The organism is Streptomyces sp. GbtcB6 (genome assembly GCF_019091475.1).
GTDB lineage: Bacteria > Actinomycetota > Actinomycetes > Streptomycetales > Streptomycetaceae > Streptomyces > Streptomyces hyaluromycini.
The window spans coordinates 60274-82478 of record NZ_JAGXJL010000038.1; the positions used below are offsets into that span (position 1 = coordinate 60274).

Here is a 22205-nt window from a genome sequence, read left to right on the forward strand (position 1 = left end):
AGCTCCGTTCGCTTCCGTTCGCTCTCTGTTCGCTCAGAGAAACGTGCTCAGGCCTTCGGTACCCGCACGATCAGCGCGTCACCCTGGCCGCCGCCACCGCACAGCGCGGCCGCGCCGACCCCGCCGCCCCGGCGCTTGAGCTCCAGAGCCAGGTGCAGGACGAGCCGGGCGCCGGACATGCCGATGGGGTGGCCCAGGGCGATGGCACCGCCGTTGACGTTCACCGTTTCGGTGGACACCCCGAGGTCCTTCATTGACTGGACGGCGACCGCGGCGAAGGCCTCGTTGATCTCGATGAGGTCGAGGTCGGAGACCTCCAGGCCGTCCTTCTTCAGGGCGTGCCGGATGGCGTTGGACGGCTGGGACTGGAGGGAGTTGTCCGGTCCCGCCACGTTGCCGTGGGCGCCGATCTCGGCGAGCCACTCCAGGCCCAGTTCCTCGGCCTTGGCCTTGCTCATCACGACCACGGCCGCCGCACCGTCCGAGATCTGCGAGGAGGTACCGGCCGTGATCGTGCCGTCGCGGGTGAACGCCGGCCGCAGCCTGCCGAGCGACTCCGCCGTGGTGTCGCCACGGATGCCCTCGTCCTTGCTGAAGACGACGGGCTCGCCCTTGCGCTGCGGGATCTCGACCGGGGTGATCTCGGCCTCGAAGATCCCGTTCTTCTGCGCGGCCGCGGCCCGCTGGTGCGACAGGGCGGCGATCTCGTCCTGCTCGGGGCGCCGGATGCCGAGGCGGGTGTTGTGCTTCTCGGTCGACTCGCCCATCGGGATGTTCTCCCAGGCGTCGGTCAGACCGTCGTACGCCATCGCGTCGAGCATCTCGATCGCGCCGTACTTGAAGCCCTCGCGGGACTTCGGGAGCAGGTGCGGGGCGTTGGTCATGGACTCCTGGCCGCCCGCGACCACGATGTCGAACTCGCCCGCGCGGATCAGCTGGTCGGCGAGGGCGATGGCGTCGAGGCCGGAGAGGCAGACCTTGTTGATCGTGAGCGCCGGGACGCTCATCGGGATGCCGGCCTTCACGGCGGCCTGGCGGGCCGGGATCTGCCCGGCGCCGGCCTGGAGCACCTGCCCCATGATCACGTACTGCACCTGGTCGCCCCCGATCCCCGCACGGTCGAGGGCGGCCTTGATCGCGAAGCCGCCGAGGTCGGCTCCGGAGAAGGACTTCAGCGAGCCCAGCAGTCGTCCCATGGGCGTCCGCGCGCCCGCGACGATCACCGAGGTGGTTCCAGAGGTTCCAGAGGTCATGAGCTGCGAATCCCCTTACCGGCTGCACTGCCGAGGAGTGAACGAGGGTTTACTTCGAATGTATTGCGTGGCACTCCGTGCCGTCATCGGGCCGTCAGTGTGATCGCTGGCACGTTGCGTAACCATCGCCGTGGCGCTGCACTGAATCCATGCTGACGCGAATCGACCACATCGGGATCGCCTGCCACGACCTCGACGCGACTGTCGAGTTCTACCGGGCCACGTACGGCTTCGAGGTGTTCCACACCGAGGTCAACGAGGAGCAGGGCGTGCGGGAGGCCATGCTCAAGATCAACGAGACGTCCGACGGCGGCGCCTCCTACCTGCAGCTCCTTGAGCCGACCCGGGAGGACTCGGCGGTCGGCAAGTGGCTCGCGAAGAACGGCGAGGGCGTGCATCACATCGCCTTCGGTACGGCGGATGTGGACGGGGACGCGGCCGACATCCGTGCCAAGGGCGTACGCGTTCTGTACGAGGAGCCACGGATCGGCTCCATGGGGTCGCGGATCACCTTCTTGCACCCAAAGGATTGCCACGGCGTACTGACAGAACTGGTCACTTCGGCGGCTGTTGAGTCACCTGAGCACTGACCCTCGTACATATGGGCCGGTAGGGTTGGGGGCGGTCGTCCCTTCGCAGGTTCGCAGGGCCGGGGCGGCCGCATGCCGGGGTCCGGGTTTCGGGGGACGAGCGTCGGGGCAGCAGCCCGTGCTCCGCCGTTGATCTGACACCATTCCCCGGGGGCCCCGTTCGGCGGATGGACGGAGCTCGTTCGGAAAAGGTTGCGACCAGGGGACGGATGGGACCGCGCAGTGCGGGGCTACGAGAGCCAGGAGCGAGAGCCGGCGGCTGACGTCGACCACCTCACTCGTTTCGAAGCCGAGATGAAACGGCTGAAGACCGAGCGGGAAAAGGCGATCCAGCATGCCGAGGACCTCGGCTACCAGGTCGAGGTGCTGCGCGCCAAGTTGCACGAGGCGCGGCGCACCATCATGTCCCGGCCCGCGTTCGACGGCGGTGACATCGGCTACCACGCCGAGCAGCTGCTCCGTAACGCCCAGGTGCAGGCCGACCAGATCCGCCAGGAGGCGGACCGGGTGGCCGCGGAGGCCCGGGCGCAGACCCAGCGGATCCTCCAGGAGCACGCCGAGCAGGCCGCGCGGCTCCAGGCCGAGCTGCACCAGGAGGCGGTGACCCGCCGCCAGCAGCTGGACCAGGAGCTGGCGGAGCGCCGGCAGACCGTCGAGTCGCACGTCAACGAGAACGTGTCGTGGGCCGAGCAGCTGCGGGCGCGCACCGAGTCGCAGGCCCGGCGACTGCTCGACGAGTCGCGGGCCGAGGCCGAGCAGGCCATGGCCGCCGCCCGGGCCGAGGCCCAGCGGCTGACCGACGAGGCCCGGCAGCGGCTGACCAGCGACGCGGAGGCGGCCCGCGCGGAGGCCGAGCAGCTGCTGCTGCGTGCCCGCCGGGACGCCGAGCGGCTGCTGAACGCCGCGTCCACGCAGGCCCAGGAGGCCACCGACCACGCGGAGCAGCTGCGCAACTCCACCGCGACGGAGTCGGACTCTGCCCGCCGGCAGGCGGGCGAGCTGAGCCGGGCCGCCGAGGAGCGGATGGCGGAGGCCGAGGAGGCGCTGCGCAAGGCGCAGTCCGAGGCGGAGAAGCTGGTCACCGAGGCCGAGGCGAACGCCACCAAGGCCCTCTCCAGCGCCGAGGCCACCAACCAGCAGCGCACCCAGACCGCCAAGGAGCAGGTCGCCCGGCTGGTCAGCGAGGCCACCAAGGAGGCGGAGGCCACCAAGGCGAGCGCCGAGCAGATCGTCGCGGATGCCAAGGCCGAGGCCGAGAAGATCACCGCGGAGGCTTCCGAGAAGGCCCGCAGCCTCACCGCCGAGGAGAGCGCCTCCCAGCTGGCGAAGGCCGCCAAGACCGCCGAGGACGTCCTGAACAGGGCCTCCGAGGAGGCCAGGCAGACCACCAAGGGCGCGGTCGAGGAGGCCGAGCGGATCCGCACCGAGGCGGAGACCGAGGCGGACCGGCTGCGCGCCGAGGCGCACGACATCGCCGAGCAGCTCAAGGGCACGGCGAAGGACGACACCAAGGAGTACCGCGCCAAGACGGTCGAGCTGCAGGAGGAGGCCCGCCGGCTGCGCGGCGAGGCCGAGCAGCTGCGCACCGACGCGGTCGCCGAGGGCGAGTCGATCCGGGCCGAGGCCCGGCGCGAGACCGTCCAGCAGATCGAGGAGGCGGCCAGGTCCGCCGAGGAGCTGCTCGCCAAGGCCAAGGCCGACGCCGACGAACTGCGGCAGACCGCGACCACCGACAGCGAGAAGGTCCGCACCGAGGCCATCGAGCGCGCGACCGCGCTGCGCCGGCAGGCCGAGGAGACCCTGGAGCGCACCCGGCAGGAGGCCGACCGGCACCGCGAGGAGGTCCTGGAGCAGTCCGAGGGGCTCAAGGCGGACGCCGAGCGGGCCGCGGCCGAGCTGCGCGAGGAGACCGAGCGGGGCGTCGACGCCCGGCGCGCGGAGGCCGCCGACGAGCTGACCCGGCTGCACACCGAGGCCGAGGACCGGCTGACGAGTGCCGAGCAGTCGCTGACCGAGGCGCGCGAGGAGGCCGGGCGGATCCGCCGGGAGGCCGCCGAGGAGACCGACCGGCTGCGCGGCGAGGCCGCCGAGCGGATCCGTACGCTCCAGCAGCAGGCCGAGACCGAGGCCGAGCGGCTGCGCGACGAGGCCGCCGCCGACGCGTCGGCATCCCGCGCGGAGGGCGAGAGCATCGCCGTACGGCTGCGGTCCGAGGCCGCCGCGGAGGCGGAGCGGCTCAAGCAGGAGGCCCAGGACACCGCCGACCGGGTGCGTGCCGAGGCGCAGGCGGCCGCCGAGCGGCTGTCCACCGAGGCGTCCGAGACGCTGGCCGCCGCCCAGGAGGAGGCCGCCCGCCGCCGCCGGGAGGCCGAGGACCTCCTCGGTTCGGCGCGCGAGGAGGCCGGCCAGGAGCGGGAGCGGGCCCGCGAGCAGAGCGAGGACCTGCTGGCTCAGGCGCGCAACCGCGTCGAGGAGGCGCAGGCCGAGGCCGTACGGCTGGTCGAGGAGGCGGACCGGCGGGCCACCGAGATGGTGTCGGCCGCCGAACTCCACGCCCAGCAGGTACGGGACTCGGTCTCCGGGCTGCACGAGCAGGCGCAGGCGGAGATCACCGGGCTGCGCTCGGCCGCCGAGCACGCCGCCGACCGTACCCGGCGGGAGGCCGAGGAGGAGTCCGACCGGGTCCGCGCCGACGCCTACTCCGAGCGGGAGCGGGCCAGTGAGGACGCGACCCGGATCCGGCGCGAGGCGGCCGAGGCGTCCGAGGCGGCGAAGGCGCTCGCCGAGCGGACCGTCGCCGACGCGATGACCGAGTCGGAGCGGCTGCGGTCCGAGGCGGCCGCCCATGCCCAGCGGGTGCGCACCGAGGTCTCCGACGCGGTCGCCCAGGCCGACCAGGACGCCACGCGCACGCGTGCCGAGGCGCGCGAGGACGCCAACCGGATGCGTTCGGACGCGGCGACCCAGGCCGACACCCTCATCACCGAGGCGCGCAACGAGGCCGAGCTGCTCCAGAACGAGACCATCGCCGAGGCCGACCGGGTCCGCGCCGACGCCATCGCCAAGGCGGAGAAGCTGATCTCGGACGCCACCGGCGACGCGGAGCGGCTGCGCGCCGAGGCCGCCGAGACGGTCGGCTCCGCCCAGCTGCACGCCGACCGGACCCGCGCCGACGCCGAGCGGCTCAAGGCCGACGCGGAGGCGGAGGCCGAGCGCATGGTCAACGCCGCGCGCGAGGAGTCCGACCGCACCCTCGACGAGGCCCGAAGGGACGCCAACAAGCGGCGCCAGGACGTGGCCGAGCAGGTCGACACGCTCATCAACGAGACGACCGCCGAGGCCGACAAGCTGCTCACCGAGGCACAGCAGCAGGCGATGAAGGCCACCGCGGACGCCGAGTCGCAGGCCGACACGATGGTGGGCGCGGCCCGCAACGAGGCCGACCGGCTGGTCTCCGAGGCCACGGTCGAGGGCAACTCGATGGTGGAGAAGGCCCGTACGGACGCGGACGAGCTGCTCGTCGGCGCCCGCCGGGACGCCACCGCCATAAGGGAGCGTGCGGAGGAGCTGCGCGAGCGCATCACCACCGAGATCGAGGGGCTGCACGAGCGGGCCCGCCGCGAGGCCGCCGAGACCATGCGGTCCACCGGCGACCGCTGCGACGCGCTCATCAAGGCCGCCGAGGAGCAGCTGGCCAAGGCCCAGGCCAAGGCCAAGGACCTGGTCTCGGAGGCGAACTCCGAGGCGGGCAAGGTCCGGATCGCCGCCGTCAAGAAGGCCGAGGGGCTGCTCAAGGAGGCCGAGCAGAAGAAGGCCACGCTGGTCCGGGAGGCCGAGGAGCTCAAGGCCGAGGCGATCCGCGAGGCCCGCCGCACGGTCGAGGAAGGAAAGCGCGAACTGGAGATCCTGGAGCGCCGGCGGGAGAACATCAACGGCGAGATCTCCCGTGTCCAGGACGTCCTGGAGGCGTTGGAATCCTTCGAGACCCCGTCGTCCGCCAAGGACGGCGGCGTCAAGGCGGGCAGCACGGTGGGGGCACCCCGATCGGGTGGCAAGCCGTCAGAAGGCTAGAGCAGAAAGTCCGATCTGTAGTGTTCTAGGGCTTTTGCGTGAACCTTTGGCAGAGGCTTTGGCAAGCGTTCTCACAGCCAGCCACCCAAAAGTGGTGTCATTCTCCAGATCAAACACGCATCCGCTCGATGACACACCGCATCGGCCCCTAGGATTCCACCTATCACCTCACCGGTCTCACTCGACAGGAAACCCATGAGCGACACTTCCCCCTACGGCTTCGAGCTTGTGCGGCGTGGGTACGACCGCGCTCAGGTGGACGAACGCATCTCCAAGCTCGTCTCCGACCGTGACAGTGCTCTCGCCCGCATCACCGCTCTGGAGAAGCGCATCGAGGAGCTCCACCTCGAGACGCAGAACGCCCAGGCTCAGGTCACCGACGCGGAGCCGTCGTACGCCGGTCTCGGCGCGCGTGTCGAGAAGATCCTCCGCCTCGCCGAGGAGGAGGCGAAGGACCTGCGCGAGGAGGCCCGCCGGGCGGCCGAGCAGCACCGCGAGCTCGCCGAGTCGGCGGCCCAGCAGGTGCGCAACGACGCAGAATCGTTCGCTGCGGAGCGCAAGGCCAAGGCCGAGGACGAGGGCGTCCGGATCGTCGAGAAGGCCAAGAGCGACGCGTCGCAGCTGCGCTCCGAGGCCCAGAAGGACGCGCAGTCCAAGCGCGAGGAGGCGGACGCCCTCTTCGAGGAGACCCGTGCGAAGGCCGCGCAGGCCGCCGCCGACTTCGAGACGAACCTCGCGAAGCGCCGCGAGCAGTCCGAGCGTGACCTGGCGTCCCGCCAGCAGAAGGCCGAAAAGCGCCTCGCGGAGATCGAGCACCGCGCGGAGCAGCTGCGCCTGGAGGCCGAGAAGCTGCGCACCGACGCCGAGCGCCGCGCCCGTCAGACCGTCGAGACGGCTCAGCGCCAGGCCGAGGACATCGTCGCGGACGCGAACGCCAAGGCCGACCGGATCCGTTCGGAATCCGAGCGTGAGCTCGCCGCGCTGACGAACCGCCGCGACAGCATCAACGCCCAGCTGACCAACGTCCGCGAGATGCTGGCCACGCTGACCGGTGCCGCGGTGGCCGCCGCCAGCTCCCCGGCGGAGGACGAGCCGATCTCCCGCGGGGTGCCGGCTCAGCAGTCCCGGTAAGCGTTAGCGATTGCGATAGCGACATCAAAGGCCCGCATTCCCTTCGGGGGGTGCGGGCCTTCGTCGTACGGGTGCGGGCCGGTGGGGGCTGGTCGCGCAGTTCCCCGCGCCCCTTTCAGGGGCGTGCACCCGGCGCCGCTTCAGGGGCGCCCCGGCCGGGAAAACCGCTGTCCGGCCGCCGGAGCCGGATGATAGAGATCCGGGGTGGAAACGACTCTCGACTTCTCCGACCTGTTGCGCCTGATAGACGAACGGTCGAACGCCTTCCGCGCCGCGTTAGCCGCCGCGCCCGGTCTCGACGTGCGGGTGCCCACCTGCCCCGAGTGGACGCTGTTCGACCTGGTGCGGCACCTGGGCGAGGGGCGTCGCAAGTGGGCCGTCATCGTCGCCACGGGGCCTGCCGACGCTCCCCCGGCCAAGTCCGCTTGGGACACCCCGGCGGCCCCTCGGGAGCGCGAGGCCCTGCTGGAGTGGTGGACCGCGTCGGCGCGGCAGCTGCTGGACGCGCTGCGGGAGTCCGGCCCGGACCGCGGCTGCTGGACGTGGTGGCCCGCGTCGCAGTCGCCGCAGACCACCGGTGCCGGCGCCCGGCACCAGCTCCAGGAGATCGCGCTGCACACCTACGACGCCCAGCTCGCCGCGGGCGCCCCGCGGCCGCTGCCGGACGAGGTGGCACTCGACGGTGTCGACGAGTTCCTGCACACCTGCTGCGCGACCACGTCCCCCTGGCCGCACCGGCCCGTCATCGTCGACTACCACGCCACCGAGGGCCGCTCCTGGCGCGTCTCCCTCTCCGCCGACGGCGCACGGACCGCACGGCTCACGACCCCGGACCCGACGCCCGCGGCCGACGCCTCCCTCCGGGGCACGGCCGGCGAGCTGGTCCTCGCCCTGTACGACCGGGTCCCGGTGGACTCCCTGAAACTCGACGGGGACCGACGGTTGTTCGACCAGCTGCTGGCCTGGGAGCCGGAAGAGTAGGAGACACCGGCCGCCCTCAGGTGGCAGCCCCCGTGAGCCGGTCTTAGCGTGGCCGCATGATCGAGCTGGCGGCCCTGACCAAGCGCTACGGAGACAAGACGGCGGTCGACGACCTCACGTTCACCGTCAGACCCGGCATCGTGACCGGATTCCTCGGGCCCAACGGTGCCGGGAAGTCCACCACCATGCGGATGATCCTCGGGCTCGACCACCCCACGGCCGGCCGGGTGCGGATCGACGGCAAGCGGTACGAGCAGCTCAAGGATCCGCTGACGTACATCGGGGCGCTGCTCGACGCCAAGGCCGTGCACGGCGGGCGCAGTGCCTTCAACCATCTGCTGTGCCTCGCGCAGAGCAACGGGATTGCGAAGGCACGGGTGGCCGAGGTCCTCGACACCGTCGGGCTGACGGCGGTGGCGCGGAAGAAGGCCAAGGGGTTCTCGCTCGGGATGGGGCAGCGGCTCGGGATCGCGGGGGCGCTGCTCGGCGACCCGCGGATCCTGATGTTCGACGAGCCGGTGAACGGGCTCGACCCCGAGGGCATCCACTGGATCCGGAACCTGATGAAGTCGCTGGCCGCCCAGGGGCGGACCGTGTTCGTCTCCTCGCACCTCATGAGCGAGATGGCGCTGACCGCCGACCACCTCGTCGTCATCGGGCAGGGGCGGCTGCTCGCCGACACCTCCATGGCGGACTTCATCCGGACGAACTCACGGTCGTACGTCCGGGTCCGCTCCCCGCAGCGCGAGCGGCTGCTCGACGTGCTGCACGGGGCGGGGATCACCGTCGTCGAGACGGGGGCCGGAGCCCTGGAGGTGGAGGGCGGGAAGGCCGAGCCGATCGGGGAGCTGGCCGCGCAGAACGGGATCGTGCTGCACGAGCTGAGCATCCAGCAGGCCTCGCTGGAGGAGGCGTTCATGCAACTGACGGCGGAGTCCGTGGAGTACCACGCGCACGCCGACTCGCCCCCGGTGCCGCAGGCCTGGGGCTCCGGCTGGGACAAGGGGGCATGACATGGCCGTCGTCACGCAGGTCGTACGGTCCGAGTGGACCAAGATCCGGTCCGTCGCCTCGACGGTGTGGACGCTGTCCCTGGCCGTGGTGGTCACCGTGGCCCTCGGGATGCTGCTCTCCGCGCTGGCGAACAGCCAGTTCTCCAGGATGCCGGCGCGCGAACGGCTCTCCTTCGACCCGACGAACATCAGCTTCGCCGGGATGACCCTCGGCCAGCTGGCGATGATCGTGTTCGGGGTGCTCGTCGTCTCCAACGAGTACAGCACCGGGATGATCAGGGTCTCGCTGGCCGCCGTGCCGCAGCGGGCCACCTTCCTGTTCAGCAAGATCGCGGTGGCGGCCGGCCTGGTACTGGTCGTCGGCATGGTGACCAGCTTCGCCGCCTTCTTCCTCGGGCAGGCCATGCTCGGCTCCCACCGCGCCCACCTCGGTGACCCCGGGGTGCTGCGCGCGGTCGTCGGCGGCGGGCTCTACATGACGCTCATCGCGATGTTCTCCATGGGCGTGGCCTCGATGCTGCGCTCGCCGATGCTCTCGCTGGGCATCCTGATGCCGTTCTTCTTCCTGATCTCCAACATCCTCGGCAACGTCGACGCCACCAAGAAGATCGGCCGGTTCCTGCCGGACCAGGCGGGCAGCCACATCATGCAGGTGGTACCGAGGGTCGGCGACGACGTCCCGTACGGGCCCTGGGGCGGGCTCGGGATCATGGGGCTGTGGGTGATCGCGGCGCTGGCCGGCGGGTACGTCCTGCTGAAGCGGCGCGACGCCCAGTGACCGGACCTGTCGCCTGAAGTCTTTGCATGCTCTTGGGCGGAACCGTCAGCTCCCCGATATCCTCCTAACCCTTACGGGGGGCGTCTGCCCCATGTCCTGATCCTTTCGATGGGTGCGGAGCATGATCGAGGCTGTCGGCCTGACCAAGCGCTACGGCGACAAGACCGCCGTCTACAACCTTTCCTTCCAGGTACGACCCGGGGCCGTCACCGGCTTCCTCGGGCCGAACGGTTCGGGCAAGTCGACGACCATGCGGATGATCCTGGGTCTGGACAACCCGACCGCCGGTTCGGTGACGATCGGCGGCTTCCCGTACCGCAAGCTCCAGAACGCCGCCCGCCAGGTCGGCGCGCTGCTCGACGCCAAGGCGGTGCACGGCGGCCGGTCCGCCCGCAACCACCTGCTCTCCTTGGCCCAGCTGTCCGCCATCCCGGCCCGCCGGGTCGACGAGGTGCTCGGCGTGGTGGGCCTCCAGGACGTGGCCGGAAAGCGCTCCAAGGGCTTCTCGCTCGGCATGGGCCAGCGCCTCGGCATCGCCGCCGCACTCCTCGGCGACCCCCAGGTGCTGCTCTTCGACGAGCCGGTCAACGGCCTCGACCCCGAGGGCATCCTCTGGGTGCGCAACCTGATGAAGTCCCTCGCCGCCGAGGGCCGGACCGTCTTCGTCTCCTCCCACCTCATGAGCGAGATGGCGCTGACCGCCGACCACCTCATCGTCATCGGCCGGGGCCAGCTGCTCGCCGACATGAGCGTGACCGACTTCATTTCGGCCAATTCCGCCGACTTCGCGCGCGTTCGCACCCCGGACACCGAGCCGCAGCTGCGCGAGAAGCTCGGCTCGGCGCTGACCGAGGCCGGCGGGCATGTCCTGCCGGAGCAGGACGGGGCGCTCAGAGTGACCGGGCTGCCGCTGCCCCGGATCAGCGACCTGGCGCACGAGGCGGACGTACGGCTGTGGGAGCTGTCCCCGCACCAGGCCTCGCTGGAGGAGGCGTACATGCGGATGACGCAGGGCGCCGTCGACTACCGCTCCAGCATCGACCAGAAGGCAGGCTTCCAGCAGCCCCTGCCGCCCGGCGCCCAGCCGCCGATGCCGGTGCCCGGGCAGGGCCAGCCGGGCTGGTACGCCCCGCCGCCGCCCCCGCCTGGCGGCCGGCCGGCGGGGCTGTACGGAGCGCCCGGGGCGCCGTACCCGCCCGCGGCGCCCGTCGGCGGGTACGGCGCCCCGCAGGGCCCGTACGGGGCTCCCCAGGCCGCTCCGAACCCCTACGCACAGCCGGCGCCCGCTCCGGCGCCCACTCCGGCGCCCGCCGCCGCACCCACGCCGGCGGGCGACCCCGCCTCCGCCTCCGCTCCCGCCGACCTGACCAAGCCCGAGGACGCCCGATGAGCACCCACCAGCCTCCGCTGCCGCAGGCAGCTCCGGCCGCGCCCGACCGGCAGGCGGCGCCCGGCGGTCCGTACCCCGGTTACGTCTCGCCGATCCCGGTGGTGCGCACCCACCTCGGGCACGCGATCACGTCCGAGTGGACGAAGATCAGATCGGTGCGCTCGACGATCTGGACGCTCGGCGTCTTCGTCCTGCTGGTGGTCGGCATCGGCCTCCTTGCCGGCGCGGTGGTCAGCAACTCCTCCTCGTCCGACGACCTGTCCGACAACAACGCGCTGTCGCTCGGCTTCTTCGGGCTGCTGCTCGGCAGCATGTGCATCATCACGCTCGGCGTGCTGACGACCGCCTCGGAGTACGGCACGGGCATGATCCGTACGACGATGGTGGCCTGCCCCTCCCGTGCCCGCGTGCTGGCGGCGAAGGCGATCGTCTTCTTCGCGGTCGCGTTCGTGATCACCCTCGCGGCCAGCGCGTTCGTGGCCATGACGCAGGTGTCGATGCTGAGCGACGTCGCCCGGACGCCGACCGGCGGGGAATGGCTGAAGGGAACCGTCGGCGTCAGCCTCTACATCGCGCTGCTCGGACTGCTCTCGCTGATCATCGGCTCGATCATCCGGCACTCGGCGGGCGCCATCACCATCATGATCGGCGCGGTGCTCGCCCCGCTGGTGATCGCCCTGTTCATGTTCTCCTCGTCGCTGGAGAAGGTGCGCAACGCCCTGTTCGAGTACTCGATCCCGAACCAGCTGAGCGTCTTCTACTCCAACTCCCTGAGCGATTCCGGCCCTTCGGGCTGGGACCCGCTGTGGATCATCCTGGGCGTGACGGCCGTCGCGTTCGGGGGCGCGTACGCGCTGCTGGAGAAGCGGGACGTGTAGGCCGTACGGCTCTCAGAACTTCGGCGCGTTCCTGGGCCGCTGCACCCGCGTGGTGCGGCGGTCCTTCGCGTTCCAGCAGGCCTTGTGCCAGTGCCGGCGCTCGTCCACGCCCGAGTGCTCCGGCCAGGCCACCACGTGCGGGACGCCGGAGGCGATCACCTGGTCGCAGCCCGGGCAGCGGTACGTCTTGCCGACCGCGCTGGCGCCTGCCACATGCCGGACGCTCCACTCCTCGCCCTGCCAGTTCTCGGTGGACTGCCAGCCGCCGTAGCGGTCCGCGCGGTCGTCCTCGGCGCTCCGGGCGGACGAGTCCGATCCGTTCAGGCCCTTGGGTCGGTTGCGACGCGGGGACACGGGACACCTCTCGGGGCTATACAGGAAGCACGGGCTGTGTCCAGCCTACGACGCGCGCACGGGGGTACGCGTAGGGCACCAACCCACACAAGTCCCCCTCCAAGGCGACCCATTCTCCAGACAATCCGCAAATCTCTCCGCCAGGCCGTGTCCTCGGCACGTGTCAGACGGTTATGCCCGGTGGGGGAGCTCCGGGTCGGAGCCAGGAAAGCAGGAAGAAACGATGCGCGTAGGTAGTTTTGTGCTGGCCGCCCAGTTCCCGGGCCAGGGCCAAGGGGAAGCCCTGCACCGGGCGGTGCGCACGGCGGAGGTGGCCGAGGAATCCGGTCTGGACGCGGTCTGGCTGGCCGAGCACCACTTCGTGCCGTACGGCACGTGTCCGTCGGCGGTCACGCTGGCGGCTCTACTGCTGGGCCGCACCCGGCGGCTGCGGGTCGGTACGGCGGTGAGCGTACTGCCCACCGTCCACCCGGTCGCCCTCGGCGAGCAGGCCGCGCTGCTGCATGTGACGAGCGGCGGCCGCTTCACGCTCGGCGTGGGGCGGGGCGGGCCCTGGGTGGATCTGGAGGTCTTCGGCTCCGGCCTGGAGGCGTACGAACAGGGCTTCCCCGAATCACTCGATCTGCTGATGCGATGGCTGCGCGAACCGGCCGTGTCGGCCTCCGGCCCGCGCTTCTCGTTCCGTGAGGTCCCCGTCGTACCGCGCCCGTCGGAGGCGCTGACGGAGGCGCCGGGGCCGGAGGTGGTGATCGCCTGCACCTCTGCGGCGAGCATCCGGCTGGCCGCCGAGCGGGGGCTGCCGATGCTGCTCGGGATGCACGTCGGCGACGAGGAGAAGGCCGAGATGGTCGCGTTGTGGCGGCAGCACGCGCGGGCGGCCGGGCGGCCCGGCGACGAGATCGCCGGGGCGGCCCACGTCTCGGCCGGCGTCTGCCAGATCGCGGACAGCCGCACCGACGCCGCGGAGACCCTGACGAAGGCGATGCCGGGCTGGCTGAAGCAGGGCCTGGAGGCCCACATGACGGTGGACGGCCGGTTCCGATCCATGCGGGACCCGCTCGGGTACACCGAACTGCTCTGCGGACTCCACCCGGTGGGTACCCCGCGGCTGTGCGTCGACCGGCTCGCCGCGACCTCCGAGCGGACCGGCATCTCCCGTTTCGCCCTGCTGACGGAGGGCTCGGGGGATCTGGCGGCCACGGAGGAGAACGTACGACGGCTGGGTGCCGAGGTACTGCCACACCTCCGGTGACCTCACCGCCGCGGGGAGCTTGCCGCCCCAGTGACTGATGCACCTCCCGCGTGTGGAGCGGCAAGCAAGCGGCTCACTGCGTCAGCAGTACCGGAGCATGGCGTCAGCAGTCCCGTAGTTCCGGGGACTGGTTCAGCAGCTGATTGCGCACCGAGGTGAAGCGGGCCAGCGTCTCGTCGACCGAGGCGTCCAGCGGGAACACCGCCACACGGTGGCAGTTCTGGAAGGCCAGCCGCACACCGAAGTGCCGCTGCAGGGCGCCGCGTATGGCGTCACTCGCGAGCGCACGCAGCAGCTGACCGCGTGCCTGCTCGTCCGGCGGCGGCGTCTGGTTGTCGGCGAAGTCTCCGCCGTCCACCTTCAGCTGGGCCACCAGGGAGCTGATCATCTCCCATGCGTAGGGCAGGGAGGTCCGGACGCAGTCGACGAAATCCGCTTCGTCGACCTCGCCTCGCTCGGCCTGTTCGAGTAGGGCCGGTGAGACGTCGAGCGACATGGGTACTCCTCTCGCACCCCCGAACAACAGGGGTTGGCGGACAGGTAAGGGAGTTCGCGATACCGAACACGCTGAGTACACACTTCGCGACCTCCCGTTTACTACGGTAGGCAACGGGCGGTGACCCCACCAGGAGATTGCGTATATGCGACGGTCCCTTTAGGCACACAATCGGCCAGGTTTGAACAGGCGTGCGCAGGCGACTCTTCAGGACCGGTCGCGGGGGCCCTCCCGAGGGGGCTGGGCGAATCGCGTGGAGGGCGGGGCGTCGAGTAGCGTTGCCGACCATGCGTCTCGTCATCGCCCGGTGCTCCGTCGACTACGCCGGCCGGCTCACCGCCCATCTTCCCTCCGCTCCCCGTCTGATCCTGGTCAAGGCGGACGGCAGTGTCTCCATCCACGCGGACGACCGGGCCTACAAGCCCCTCAACTGGATGTCGCCGCCGTGCACCCTCAAGGAGGGAACGGGGGACGAGGCCGGCGTCTGGACCGTCATCAACAAGGCGGGCGAGAAGCTCATCATCACGATGGAGGAGGTCCTGCACGACTCCTCGCACGAGCTGGGCGTCGATCCGGGCCTGATCAAGGACGGCGTGGAAGCGCACCTCCAGGAGCTGCTGGCCGACCGTATCGAGACCCTCGGCGACGGCTACACCCTCATCCGCCGCGAGTACATGACGGCGATCGGCCCCGTGGACATCCTGTGCCGCGACGCCGAGGGCCAGACCGTGGCCATCGAGATCAAGCGCCGTGGCGAGATCGACGGCGTGGAACAGCTCACCCGCTACCTGGAGTTGCTCAACCGCGACCCCCACCTCGCCCCCGTCCGGGGCATCTTCGCGGCCCAGGAGATCAAGCCCCAGGCAAAGGTCCTCGCCACCGACCGCGGCATCGGCTGCACGATCCTGGACTACGACGCGCTGCGGGGCATCGAGGACGACAAGCTGCGGCTGTTCTGACCGACGGGGCTCGCCGGCGTATCGATCCCGCCGCCCATCGCCGCGTACCGGGCGGGCGAGCGTGCCTTGAGGTACAGCGCCTGCCCGACACCCCACAGCACGGCGGCGACCAGCAGCCAGGGCAGCCGGTTGACCAGCGCCGAGTGGGTGCCGGTGACCACCGGGAAGTTGTCGAGGAGCAGAACCAGCTCGGTGCCGATGCCGCCGAGGGCGAGCAGCGGGGCGGCCACGCAGCGCCACCAGTGCCGGCCGGCCCGCCCGTCGGAGTGGAAGTAGGCGATCACCGACACGCTGACGGCCCCCTGCAGTGCCATCAGCCCCACCGCTCCCAGCGCGAGCGTGGTGGTGGCGAGGTTGGTGTACGGGTCGAGGCCGGCGGCGGCGAAGACCGCACACGCGGCCGCCGTGAGGCCGGCCTGGACCAGTCCGGCGCGGTGCGGTGCGCTGTGCCGCGGGTGCACTGCGCCGAGCCAGGACGGCAGGACCCGCTCCCGGCCGAGCACGTACAGGTAGCGGTTGGCGGCATTGTGCAGCCCGAGCATGGCCCCGAACAGGCTGGTGCACAACAGCACCTGCATGAGCGTGGCGACGGCCGCACCGGTGTAGCTCCGGGCGAGGTCGAAGAACATGTCGCCCAGTTCGCGCTGTGCGGTCGGCCGCAGCCGGTCCACGCCGACCCCGCCCACGGCGACCCAGCTGACGAGCGCGAAGAACACGGTGATGAGCACCACCGACACATAGGTGGCCAGCGGAACGCTGCGGGCGGGGTCGCGGGTCTCCTCGCCGTACAGGGCCGCCGCCTCGAACCCGATGTAGGAGATCAGTGCGAACATCAGGGCCACACCGAGGCCGGAGGCGAACACGTGGTGCGGGGCGAACGAGGCGGCGGGAAGCGCCTTGGTGCCCCGGCGGACGACCACGCAGACGCTGACCACGAGCAGGACGGCGACCTCGCTGACCATCAGCACGGCCAGCAGGCGCGCGCTCAGGTCGATCTGGTGGTACCCCATGAACGCCATCAGCGCGATGCCCGCCAGGGCCCACCAGGGCCAGGGCACGTGCAGTCCGTGGGACCGGGCGACCAGCTCGGCGAAGTAGGCGAAGGCTCCGGTGACACCTATGACGGTCGCGTTGTACGCGATCAGGGCGATCAGGCCGGCGGGCAGGCCGGCGATCCGGCCGAGGCTGCGGGCGACGTAGGTGTAGAAGCCGCCGGTGCTGGTGATCCGGCGGCTCAGGGCCGCGTATCCGACGGAGAAGCACAGCAGGGTGGCGCCGGAGAGCAGGAAGGCCGCCGGTACTCCGACGCCGTTGCCCAGGGCGAAGGCCAGGGGCACCGACCCCACCATGCCGGCCATCGGGGCCGCGGCGGCCACGACCAGGAAGACGATCTTCGTGGTGGTCAGTCCGGCGCGCGGATGCGTCCGGGCGGCCTTCGCGAGAGGTGCCGGGGATCCCATCACCGCCTCCCGCTCAGTGTCCGGTGACGATGATGTCCACGGCCTCGGGGATGCCCATCTCGGGCAGCCGGGCGCGGGCCATGTCGTCGGTCCAGCGCTCCGCCAGGTCGTAGCGTTCCTCCGCCGTGGTCTCCAGCAGCCGCCGACCGGGGAACACCTCGTAGTCGGCGAGGAGTTCGGTGTGGGCGGCCATGCCCTCCTGGAAGAGGTGCTCACGGTGCAGGACGAACTCGTCGACGGGCAGCTCGTCCCAGAGCCGCCGGCCGCGCCGGACGAGCTCGATCAGCCGCGGCCGGTACTCGGGGTGCCGGGCCAGGTGCTCGCGGACGATGGAGCTGCCCACGGCCAGGTGCCGGATCTCGTCGATGGAGGCGCCGCGGGCGATCTCGGCCGCCGCCCGGTCGAGCAGTCCCCACTTGCGTTCGCTGAGTTCGGCCGCGGGGGCCAGCACGCCCTCGATGACGATGGTGAACACCGCCACCGCACCGATGAAGTCACCCTCGTCGCGGACGACGGAGGTGGCGAACTCGGAGATCGGGTCGAGTATCCGCTTGGTGTAGTCCGCGCCCTCCTGCGCGATCTGCTCGTGCAACCGTTCCGCGGGCACGCCCAGTTCGAGCAGATGGTTGCGGAACACCATCGAGTGGCGTGCCTCGTCCACCACCTGTGTGACGAAGAACTCCGTCTCCGCCGGTCCGGGTGCCCCGATCACGTAGTGGGAGAGCACCTGGACCGCGCGCAGCTCCGACAGTGAACGGTTGCCGAGTTCCAGGACGAGCGCCTCGCGCAGCGGGCCGGGCTCGCGCATGTAGGGCGGTGTGGTGGTCGCGTGGCCGCGCCGGGCCCGGCCGCGCAGGGTGCCCTGGGCCACGGCGGACAGCCAGTAGGCGAGGTCGCACTGCCCGGCGGTGAGGGTCAGCTCCTGGGCGCCGTCGAGCAGGTTCGGCGCGCGGTCCCAGTCGGCTTCCAGCGGAATGTCGGTCGTCATCGGTCATCGCTCCCAAGGGTCCGGGTCGTCGTCGGTCCTGTGCAGTCCTCGGTGCAGCCGGGTGGCGAAGCTGACCAGTGGGTCACCGCCCGGGCTGTCGCCGGCGACGGCCTCGGCGACGAGCAGGTCGTGGTCGCCGATGTGGTGCCGCCGTACGACGGAGCAGGCCAGGTGGGCCACGCAGTCGGCGAGCAGGGGCGCGCCGGTGAGCGGATCGGGCGTGACGGACATCCCGGCGAACTGGGCCTCGCCGTCGGGTCGTTCGGGGTCGGCGAAGCGTCGGGCGAGTCGTTCCTGCGCGGCGCCCAGCACGTTGACGGAGAACAGCGGGGTGTCCCTGAGCCGGTCGGCGAACGTGGAGGTGGGGCGCAGGCACACCCCGAGCAGCAGCGGAGTCCTGGAGATCGCGACAACGGCGCTCACCGTGGTGCCGTGCGGACGGGCGCCGCCCACCGTCAGGACGGTCACCGCGGAGGTGAGCGCGCGTGCCGCGCGGCGTGCGCCGTCCCCGGCGGCCTGGTCGTGGGGCTGCGGCTGCGCCGTGCCGACGGCCGGGGTCCTCGTGGGCACCGTCACCGGGCGGCCTTCGCGGCGACCGTCTCGCCCGTCGGTACGGCCGTCTCCGTGTCGGGGTCGGCCGGAACCCTGGTTCCCGCGGCCGCCTTTCGCAGGGCGGCGACCATGCGGTCGTACTGCGGATTGGCGACCGGTTCGAAGGGCCGGCCGAAGGGCTTGAGGAAGTTGCCGAACACACCCCGGTCGCCCAGGACGTGGAACGGCAGGGCCAGGAGTGCCCACTCGGGCCCGACCAGCCACATCCACAGTCCGGCCACGAGGCCGCAGGTGATCAGGCTGTGCATCGAGTTGTACAGGACGTAGTAGGTCTTCGGTATCCGCCCGTCGGGGCTGCGCCGGAACGCGATGGCGCCCGGGATGTAGCCGATCACGTCGATGTACAGGAACAGCGCCAGCCATACCGGCCACCGGATGTCCCCCAGGTGCAGCACGGTCATCACGATCGTCACGGCGAAACCGACGAGGTACTCGGCACGGTGCAGTTTGAAGGTGACGGGTGATTCGTAGGGGTTCTTGATGTCCACGCTCGGCCTTCCGTCCGCGAGGTCTGGGGGTCAGGACAGCCGCAGTGGCTGCCCTGCGAAGTAGTCGGCCAGCTCCGCCGCCACGCTCGCCCGCGACGGGGGATGGAAGGCGAGGGCGCGTACGGCCGACGACAGGTAGGCGATGTCCGGGGATCCGATGAACGCGATGCCGCCCAGCATCTCCACGGCTGCGTCGACCACGTCGGCCAGCAGGTCCTGGGCCGCGTACCGGGCCACCAGGACCGCCGCCACGGCCTCGTCGCCGCCGAGGCCGTCGCCGACGGCGCGGGCGGTACCCTCCAGCAGGTTGACCGAGGCCTCCAGGGCGGTCGCCAGACGGGCCCGGTCGGCCGCGGTGCCGCGCCGCCGGAGCACGGCCTGCTCCACGAGCGCGGAGGCGGCGCCGGTGTAGGCGGCCGTGGTGAGCAGCTCGAACCAGGTGAATCCGGCCGTCTGCAGATCGTCGAGCCGACTCTGGTGCTGGGGCGTGCTGCGGATCACCAGTTCCTCACCGACCTCGACGCCCTCCAGCCGGACCTCGTGGCTCTGGGAGGCGGCGAGCACCTGGGTGCCCCAGAACGGCACCACGCTGATGCCGGGGCTGTCCGCCGGGATCAGCAGCAGCGCCAGGCTGGTGGTGCCGTCCTCGTCACGGACCGCGGCGCTGGCGGTCAGCACGTCCATGGACCGCGACAGACTGCACGGCTTCTTGCCTCCGTCGACCCGGTAGCCGGTGGCGGTCCGCTCGGCCACCACGGCCGGGGCCAGGATGTTCTGCCCGCTGCGTCCCTCGGCCCAGCCCGAGGCGAACCACAGCCCGTCCCCGGCCACGGCGGACAGCATCTTCAGCTGCCCCGGGGTGAGCCGCTCGGCCGTCTCGGCAAGGCTGAACAGCATCGCCACGGTGAAGTGGTGCATGACGGTGGCCACGGCCAGGGACGGCGACACCGCGCCGAGGGCACGCTGAACGCGTACGGCCTGCAGCGGGCTCGCCTGGGCACCGCCGTAGTCGGCCGGGACCAGCAGGCCCGGACCGCCATGGGCCCGGTAGATCTCCACCACGGGGCTGTCGTCCGCCTCCCGTTCGGCGAGCGTGAGCTGTTCGAGTTCGGCCAGCAGTCCGGGATGGAACCGGCCGCACATGTCCCGTGCGGCATCGAGGGAGCGCATCGGCGGTTCTCCTTCACAGGTGAAATCACGGGAAAATCCGATGGCGAAGGAATTCGGCGCGGCACAGGGCCCATATGCGGGTTGTGCACGGCCAGTCTCGCAGGGGCTCCTGATCGAACCCTGATGGCCGGCTGACACCCGGGGGCGCCTGATGGGCGTCTGATGCGGCACTGACCGCACGGAGTTCTCGTATTGCCCGGCGCTCGAATTCCATGGGATAAACCAACACCGCGCTGGAACTTCGGAGTACGGCCCCCTTGTCCAACCATGAGTGGAGAAGAAGCATGGCCGAGACCACGTATCTGATGGAGGATCCCCGGGAGGCCGAGCGATTGGCCGCGAAGGTCGACCCGGCGGCTTGGGTCGACCGTTATCTGGCCCGTCGGCTGCGTCCCGGCGACCGCGTTCTGGACATCGGTTGCGGCCCGGGGGTGATAGCCCGTCAGGTGGCCGACACACGGCCCGGGGTGCATGTCACGGGCGTCGACTTCTCCCCCTCCCGGATCACGGAGGCCCGTGCGCGTCTCGCCGGCGTGGGCGCGGCGGTCCGCAGTGACGCCCGGGAACTGCCGCTGCCCGATGCCTCGTTCGACCTCGTCTACTGCCGTTTCATGCTGCAGTTCCTGCCCGACCCGCAGCGCGCGCTCGCGGAGATGGTGCGGGTCTGCCGGCCGGGCGGGCTGATCCTGCTCCAGGAACTGGACGGGCAGCTGCTGTGGCACCATCCCGAGGATCCGGAGCTGCAGGCAGGCCTGGAGACGGTCGTGAAGGGGCTGGAGCGTTCCGGTTTCGACCCGTTCATCGGCCGCAAGCTGTTCCACTTCGCCCACCGGGCCGGGCTGCGGGACGTGGAGGTGGCGGCGGACTCCTACCATCTGATCGCCGGGCGGGCGGACGAGGAGACGATGCGGCTGTGGCGGTTGAAGCTGGAGATCGCGCAGCCGGCCAGGACCGAGGCGCTGGGCGACGCCGACGCGGCCCAGCGGGTGCAGGACCGTTTCCTTGAGTACCTCGCCCGGGAGGACACCCTCACCTACAGCGTCGCCTTCACCGTCGTCGGGCGGCGTTGAGATCATGGACACGGTCACGACGGACGCCCTGGGTACGCAGAGCACCGGGACGGAGGCGGCCGCTGCCGCGGTCCGGCGGTACTGCGACTCCGGCAATCCCAGTGCCTACCTGGCCTTCAACCGGGGCAACAGCTACTTCCGGCTGCCCGGGGACGACGGCCTGATCGTCTACCGTCCGGTCGGCCGCTATCTGGTGCAGTTCGGGGGCGTCTTCGCGGCCCCGGGGTCCAGGGCCCGGCTGCTGGCGGCGTTCGTGGACTTCGCCGCCGCGCAGGACCGGGAGATCGTCGCCGTCCAGGTGCAGGGCGCCGATGCCCCGGTGTTCCTCGACGCGGGCTTCGTGGTGAACCAGATGGGCGCCTCCTACGCCGTCGACCTCGACACCTTCACCCTCGCCGGCACCCGCTTCATGCAACTGCGCAACAAGATCTCCAAGGCGCTGCGCGGCGGTCTGGTGATCACCGAGGCCCCGTACGCCGACTGGCGGAAGGCCGTCACCGAACTGGACGCGGCCTGGCTGGGGACGAAGGGGGAGGGCGTCAGGGCGCTGGAGTTCCTCGTGGGCGAGACCGGCGGCCCGCTCCAGCGGCTGCGCCGGCTGTTCGTCGCGACGCGCGAGGAAGAACTCGTCGGCTACATCTCCTACTCCCCCGTCCACGGCCCGCAGGCGGGGTGGATGCACGACCTGAGCCGCCGCAGGCCCGACGCCGGACCGGGCGTCATGGAGGCGGTCAACAAGGCGGCGATCGAGGTGTTCCGCGCGGAGGGCGTGCGCTGGCTGCACTTCGGCTTCACGCCGTTCACCTCGCTGGACGCCCCGCGGTTTCCCGGCTACAGCCTGGCCTTCCACTGGTTCGTGAACCATCTGTGGGAACACGGCGAGGCCGTCTACCCCGCCCGGACCCAGCTCGCCTACAAGGAGAAGTGGGCGCCGACCCTGGTACTGCCCGAGTACCTCGCCTTCCAGCGCCGGGCGAGCCTGCCGGGCCTGGTGCACGTCTTCCGGGCCTGCAACGCCGTCTGACGTGCCGTCACCACGCTTCGCGAGGAGGAGGGAACACTCATGCCCGACGAGGTACGCCGACAGGGCGAGAGGGTCGTGGAGATGTTCGCCGCGTGTGCGGCGGCCCCGGACGACCGTGCGGTCGCCGAGACGGCCGACGCGGAACTGGCCGCTCTGGAGGAGCTGCTGACCGGCCTCGCGGCCGAGGACGCGGGAGGCGGCGGGGACGGCTGAGCCGTCCGCACATGTCGGGGCCCGCGGGAGCACC

Annotated in this window: 21 protein-coding genes; 13 read left to right on the forward strand and 8 right to left on the reverse strand. The window is 71.2% G+C overall.

Going from position 1 to position 22205, the window contains the following annotated elements:
• Window positions 1-47 precede the first annotated feature (47 nt).
• Entirely contained in the window at window positions 48-1253 is a 1206-nt protein-coding gene (locus tag KVT45_RS41000; protein WP_217554496.1) for an acetyl-CoA C-acetyltransferase, read from the reverse strand.
• A 149-nt stretch (window positions 1254-1402) separates the two neighbouring features.
• Between KVT45_RS41000 and mce the strand changes: the two genes are divergently transcribed.
• The 8 genes from mce (at window position 1403) to KVT45_RS41040 (ending at window position 12085) form a co-directional block, all read left to right on the forward strand.
• On the forward strand, window positions 1403-1843 hold the full coding sequence (gene mce / locus KVT45_RS41005; RefSeq protein WP_089098737.1) for a methylmalonyl-CoA epimerase: 441 nt from the start codon (window positions 1403-1405) through the stop codon (window positions 1841-1843).
• A 222-nt stretch (window positions 1844-2065) separates the two neighbouring features.
• Window positions 2066-5914 (forward strand): polarized growth protein Scy, encoded by a 3849-nt coding sequence (scy, locus tag KVT45_RS41010; RefSeq protein WP_217554497.1) that lies wholly within the window; start codon window positions 2066-2068, stop codon window positions 5912-5914.
• Window positions 5915-6109: 195 nt separating this feature from the next.
• Window positions 6110-7045: a cellulose-binding protein gene (locus KVT45_RS41015; RefSeq protein ID WP_089098739.1), complete on the forward strand. Its 936-nt coding sequence runs from the start codon at window positions 6110-6112 to the stop codon at window positions 7043-7045.
• Window positions 7046-7249: 204 nt separating this feature from the next.
• Window positions 7250-8026, forward strand: a complete 777-nt coding sequence (locus KVT45_RS41020; RefSeq protein ID WP_217554498.1) for a maleylpyruvate isomerase family mycothiol-dependent enzyme — start codon at window positions 7250-7252, stop codon at window positions 8024-8026.
• Window positions 8027-8082: 56 nt separating this feature from the next.
• Window positions 8083-9039: an ABC transporter ATP-binding protein gene (locus KVT45_RS41025; RefSeq protein WP_217554499.1), complete on the forward strand. Its 957-nt coding sequence runs from the start codon at window positions 8083-8085 to the stop codon at window positions 9037-9039.
• A 1-nt stretch (window position 9040) separates the two neighbouring features.
• Window positions 9041-9817, forward strand: coding sequence for an ABC transporter permease (locus tag KVT45_RS41030; protein ID WP_217554500.1), 777 nt, complete (start codon window positions 9041-9043; stop codon window positions 9815-9817).
• A gap of 121 nt (window positions 9818-9938) precedes the next feature.
• Complete coding sequence (locus KVT45_RS41035; protein ID WP_217554501.1) at window positions 9939-11207, forward strand: ABC transporter ATP-binding protein; 1269 nt, start codon at window positions 9939-9941, stop codon at window positions 11205-11207.
• Window positions 11204-12085 carry an ABC transporter permease subunit gene (locus KVT45_RS41040; protein WP_217554502.1) on the forward strand — a complete coding sequence of 294 codons (882 nt, stop codon included), beginning with the start codon at window positions 11204-11206 and terminating at the stop codon, window positions 12083-12085. The genes KVT45_RS41035 and KVT45_RS41040 overlap by 4 nt, the downstream gene beginning before the upstream one ends.
• 12 nt (window positions 12086-12097) lie before the next feature.
• Here the strand turns inward: KVT45_RS41040 and KVT45_RS41045 are convergent, their stop codons facing one another.
• Entirely contained in the window at window positions 12098-12439 is a 342-nt protein-coding gene (locus KVT45_RS41045) for an ATP/GTP-binding protein (protein ID WP_217554503.1), read from the reverse strand.
• 223 nt (window positions 12440-12662) lie between these two features.
• Between KVT45_RS41045 and KVT45_RS41050 the strand changes: the two genes are divergently transcribed.
• Window positions 12663-13691: an LLM class flavin-dependent oxidoreductase gene (locus tag KVT45_RS41050; RefSeq protein WP_217554504.1), complete on the forward strand. Its 1029-nt coding sequence runs from the start codon at window positions 12663-12665 to the stop codon at window positions 13689-13691.
• 103 nt (window positions 13692-13794) lie between these two features.
• Here the strand turns inward: KVT45_RS41050 and KVT45_RS41055 are convergent, their stop codons facing one another.
• Complete coding sequence (locus KVT45_RS41055) at window positions 13795-14187, reverse strand: SCO5389 family protein (protein WP_089098747.1); 393 nt, start codon at window positions 14185-14187, stop codon at window positions 13795-13797.
• A 287-nt stretch (window positions 14188-14474) separates the two neighbouring features.
• Between KVT45_RS41055 and nucS the strand changes: the two genes are divergently transcribed.
• Window positions 14475-15146: an endonuclease NucS gene (nucS, locus tag KVT45_RS41060; protein WP_217554505.1), complete on the forward strand. Its 672-nt coding sequence runs from the start codon at window positions 14475-14477 to the stop codon at window positions 15144-15146.
• Here the strand turns inward: nucS and KVT45_RS41065 are convergent.
• The 5 genes from KVT45_RS41065 to KVT45_RS41085 are packed head-to-tail and all read right to left on the reverse strand — an operon-like array spanning window position 15098 to window position 19864.
• A complete protein-coding gene (locus tag KVT45_RS41065) occupies window positions 15098-16606 on the reverse strand; it encodes an APC family permease (protein WP_217554506.1) in 1509 nt (502 codons plus the stop codon). The two genes, nucS and KVT45_RS41065, sit on opposite strands and share 49 nt — an antisense overlap.
• Window positions 16607-16619: 13 nt before the next feature.
• Window positions 16620-17594, reverse strand: coding sequence for a VlmB-like protein (locus tag KVT45_RS41070; RefSeq protein WP_217554507.1), 975 nt, complete (start codon window positions 17592-17594; stop codon window positions 16620-16622).
• Between the two features lie 3 nt (window positions 17595-17597).
• On the reverse strand, window positions 17598-18170 hold the full coding sequence (locus KVT45_RS41075) for a flavin reductase family protein (protein ID WP_217554508.1): 573 nt from the start codon (window positions 18168-18170) through the stop codon (window positions 17598-17600).
• Window positions 18167-18694, reverse strand: a complete 528-nt coding sequence (locus KVT45_RS41080; RefSeq protein WP_217554509.1) for a hypothetical protein — start codon at window positions 18692-18694, stop codon at window positions 18167-18169. Before KVT45_RS41080 ends, KVT45_RS41075 begins: the two co-directional genes overlap by 4 nt.
• A gap of 30 nt (window positions 18695-18724) precedes the next feature.
• Window positions 18725-19864: an acyl-CoA dehydrogenase family protein gene (locus KVT45_RS41085; protein ID WP_217554510.1), complete on the reverse strand. Its 1140-nt coding sequence runs from the start codon at window positions 19862-19864 to the stop codon at window positions 18725-18727.
• A gap of 284 nt (window positions 19865-20148) precedes the next feature.
• Here KVT45_RS41085 and KVT45_RS41090 point away from each other — a divergent pair, with 284 nt between their 5' ends.
• The 3 genes from KVT45_RS41090 to KVT45_RS41100 are packed head-to-tail and all read left to right on the forward strand — an operon-like array spanning window position 20149 to window position 22171.
• Window positions 20149-20934, forward strand: a complete 786-nt coding sequence (locus tag KVT45_RS41090) for a methyltransferase domain-containing protein (RefSeq protein WP_217554511.1) — start codon at window positions 20149-20151, stop codon at window positions 20932-20934.
• Between the two features lie 4 nt (window positions 20935-20938).
• The gene (locus tag KVT45_RS41095) at window positions 20939-21958 is read left to right on the forward strand and encodes a bifunctional lysylphosphatidylglycerol flippase/synthetase MprF (RefSeq protein ID WP_217554513.1); all 1020 of its coding nucleotides are present in this window, start codon (window positions 20939-20941) and stop codon (window positions 21956-21958) included.
• Between the two features lie 39 nt (window positions 21959-21997).
• Window positions 21998-22171: a hypothetical protein gene (locus KVT45_RS41100; RefSeq protein ID WP_217554514.1), complete on the forward strand. Its 174-nt coding sequence runs from the start codon at window positions 21998-22000 to the stop codon at window positions 22169-22171.
• Window positions 22172-22205: the final 34 nt, after the last annotated feature.

Bases quoted from the DNA above. Each gene is read 5' to 3' on its own strand.
- KVT45_RS41095 (WP_217554513.1), top strand. From the start codon at position 20,939: ATGGACACGGTCACGACGGACGCCCTGGGTACGCAGAGCACCGGGACG.
- KVT45_RS41085 (WP_217554510.1), bottom strand. From the start codon at position 19,864: ATGCGCTCCCTCGATGCCGCACGGGACATGTGCGGCCGGTTCCATCCC.
- mce (WP_089098737.1), top strand. From the start codon at position 1,403: ATGCTGACGCGAATCGACCACATCGGGATCGCCTGCCACGACCTCGAC.
- KVT45_RS41025 (WP_217554499.1), top strand. From the start codon at position 8,083: ATGATCGAGCTGGCGGCCCTGACCAAGCGCTACGGAGACAAGACGGCG.
- KVT45_RS41040 (WP_217554502.1), top strand. From the start codon at position 11,204: ATGAGCACCCACCAGCCTCCGCTGCCGCAGGCAGCTCCGGCCGCGCCC.
- KVT45_RS41055 (WP_089098747.1), bottom strand. From the start codon at position 14,187: ATGTCGCTCGACGTCTCACCGGCCCTACTCGAACAGGCCGAGCGAGGC.
- nucS (WP_217554505.1), top strand. From the start codon at position 14,475: ATGCGTCTCGTCATCGCCCGGTGCTCCGTCGACTACGCCGGCCGGCTC.
- KVT45_RS41050 (WP_217554504.1), top strand. From the start codon at position 12,663: ATGCGCGTAGGTAGTTTTGTGCTGGCCGCCCAGTTCCCGGGCCAGGGC.
- KVT45_RS41015 (WP_089098739.1), top strand. From the start codon at position 6,110: ATGAGCGACACTTCCCCCTACGGCTTCGAGCTTGTGCGGCGTGGGTAC.
- KVT45_RS41035 (WP_217554501.1), top strand. From the start codon at position 9,939: ATGATCGAGGCTGTCGGCCTGACCAAGCGCTACGGCGACAAGACCGCC.
- KVT45_RS41030 (WP_217554500.1), top strand. From the start codon at position 9,041: ATGGCCGTCGTCACGCAGGTCGTACGGTCCGAGTGGACCAAGATCCGG.
- KVT45_RS41090 (WP_217554511.1), top strand. From the start codon at position 20,149: ATGGCCGAGACCACGTATCTGATGGAGGATCCCCGGGAGGCCGAGCGA.
- KVT45_RS41065 (WP_217554506.1), bottom strand. From the start codon at position 16,606: ATGGGATCCCCGGCACCTCTCGCGAAGGCCGCCCGGACGCATCCGCGC.
- KVT45_RS41000 (WP_217554496.1), bottom strand. From the start codon at position 1,253: ATGACCTCTGGAACCTCTGGAACCACCTCGGTGATCGTCGCGGGCGCG.
- KVT45_RS41070 (WP_217554507.1), bottom strand. From the start codon at position 17,594: ATGACGACCGACATTCCGCTGGAAGCCGACTGGGACCGCGCGCCGAAC.
- KVT45_RS41100 (WP_217554514.1), top strand. From the start codon at position 21,998: ATGCCCGACGAGGTACGCCGACAGGGCGAGAGGGTCGTGGAGATGTTC.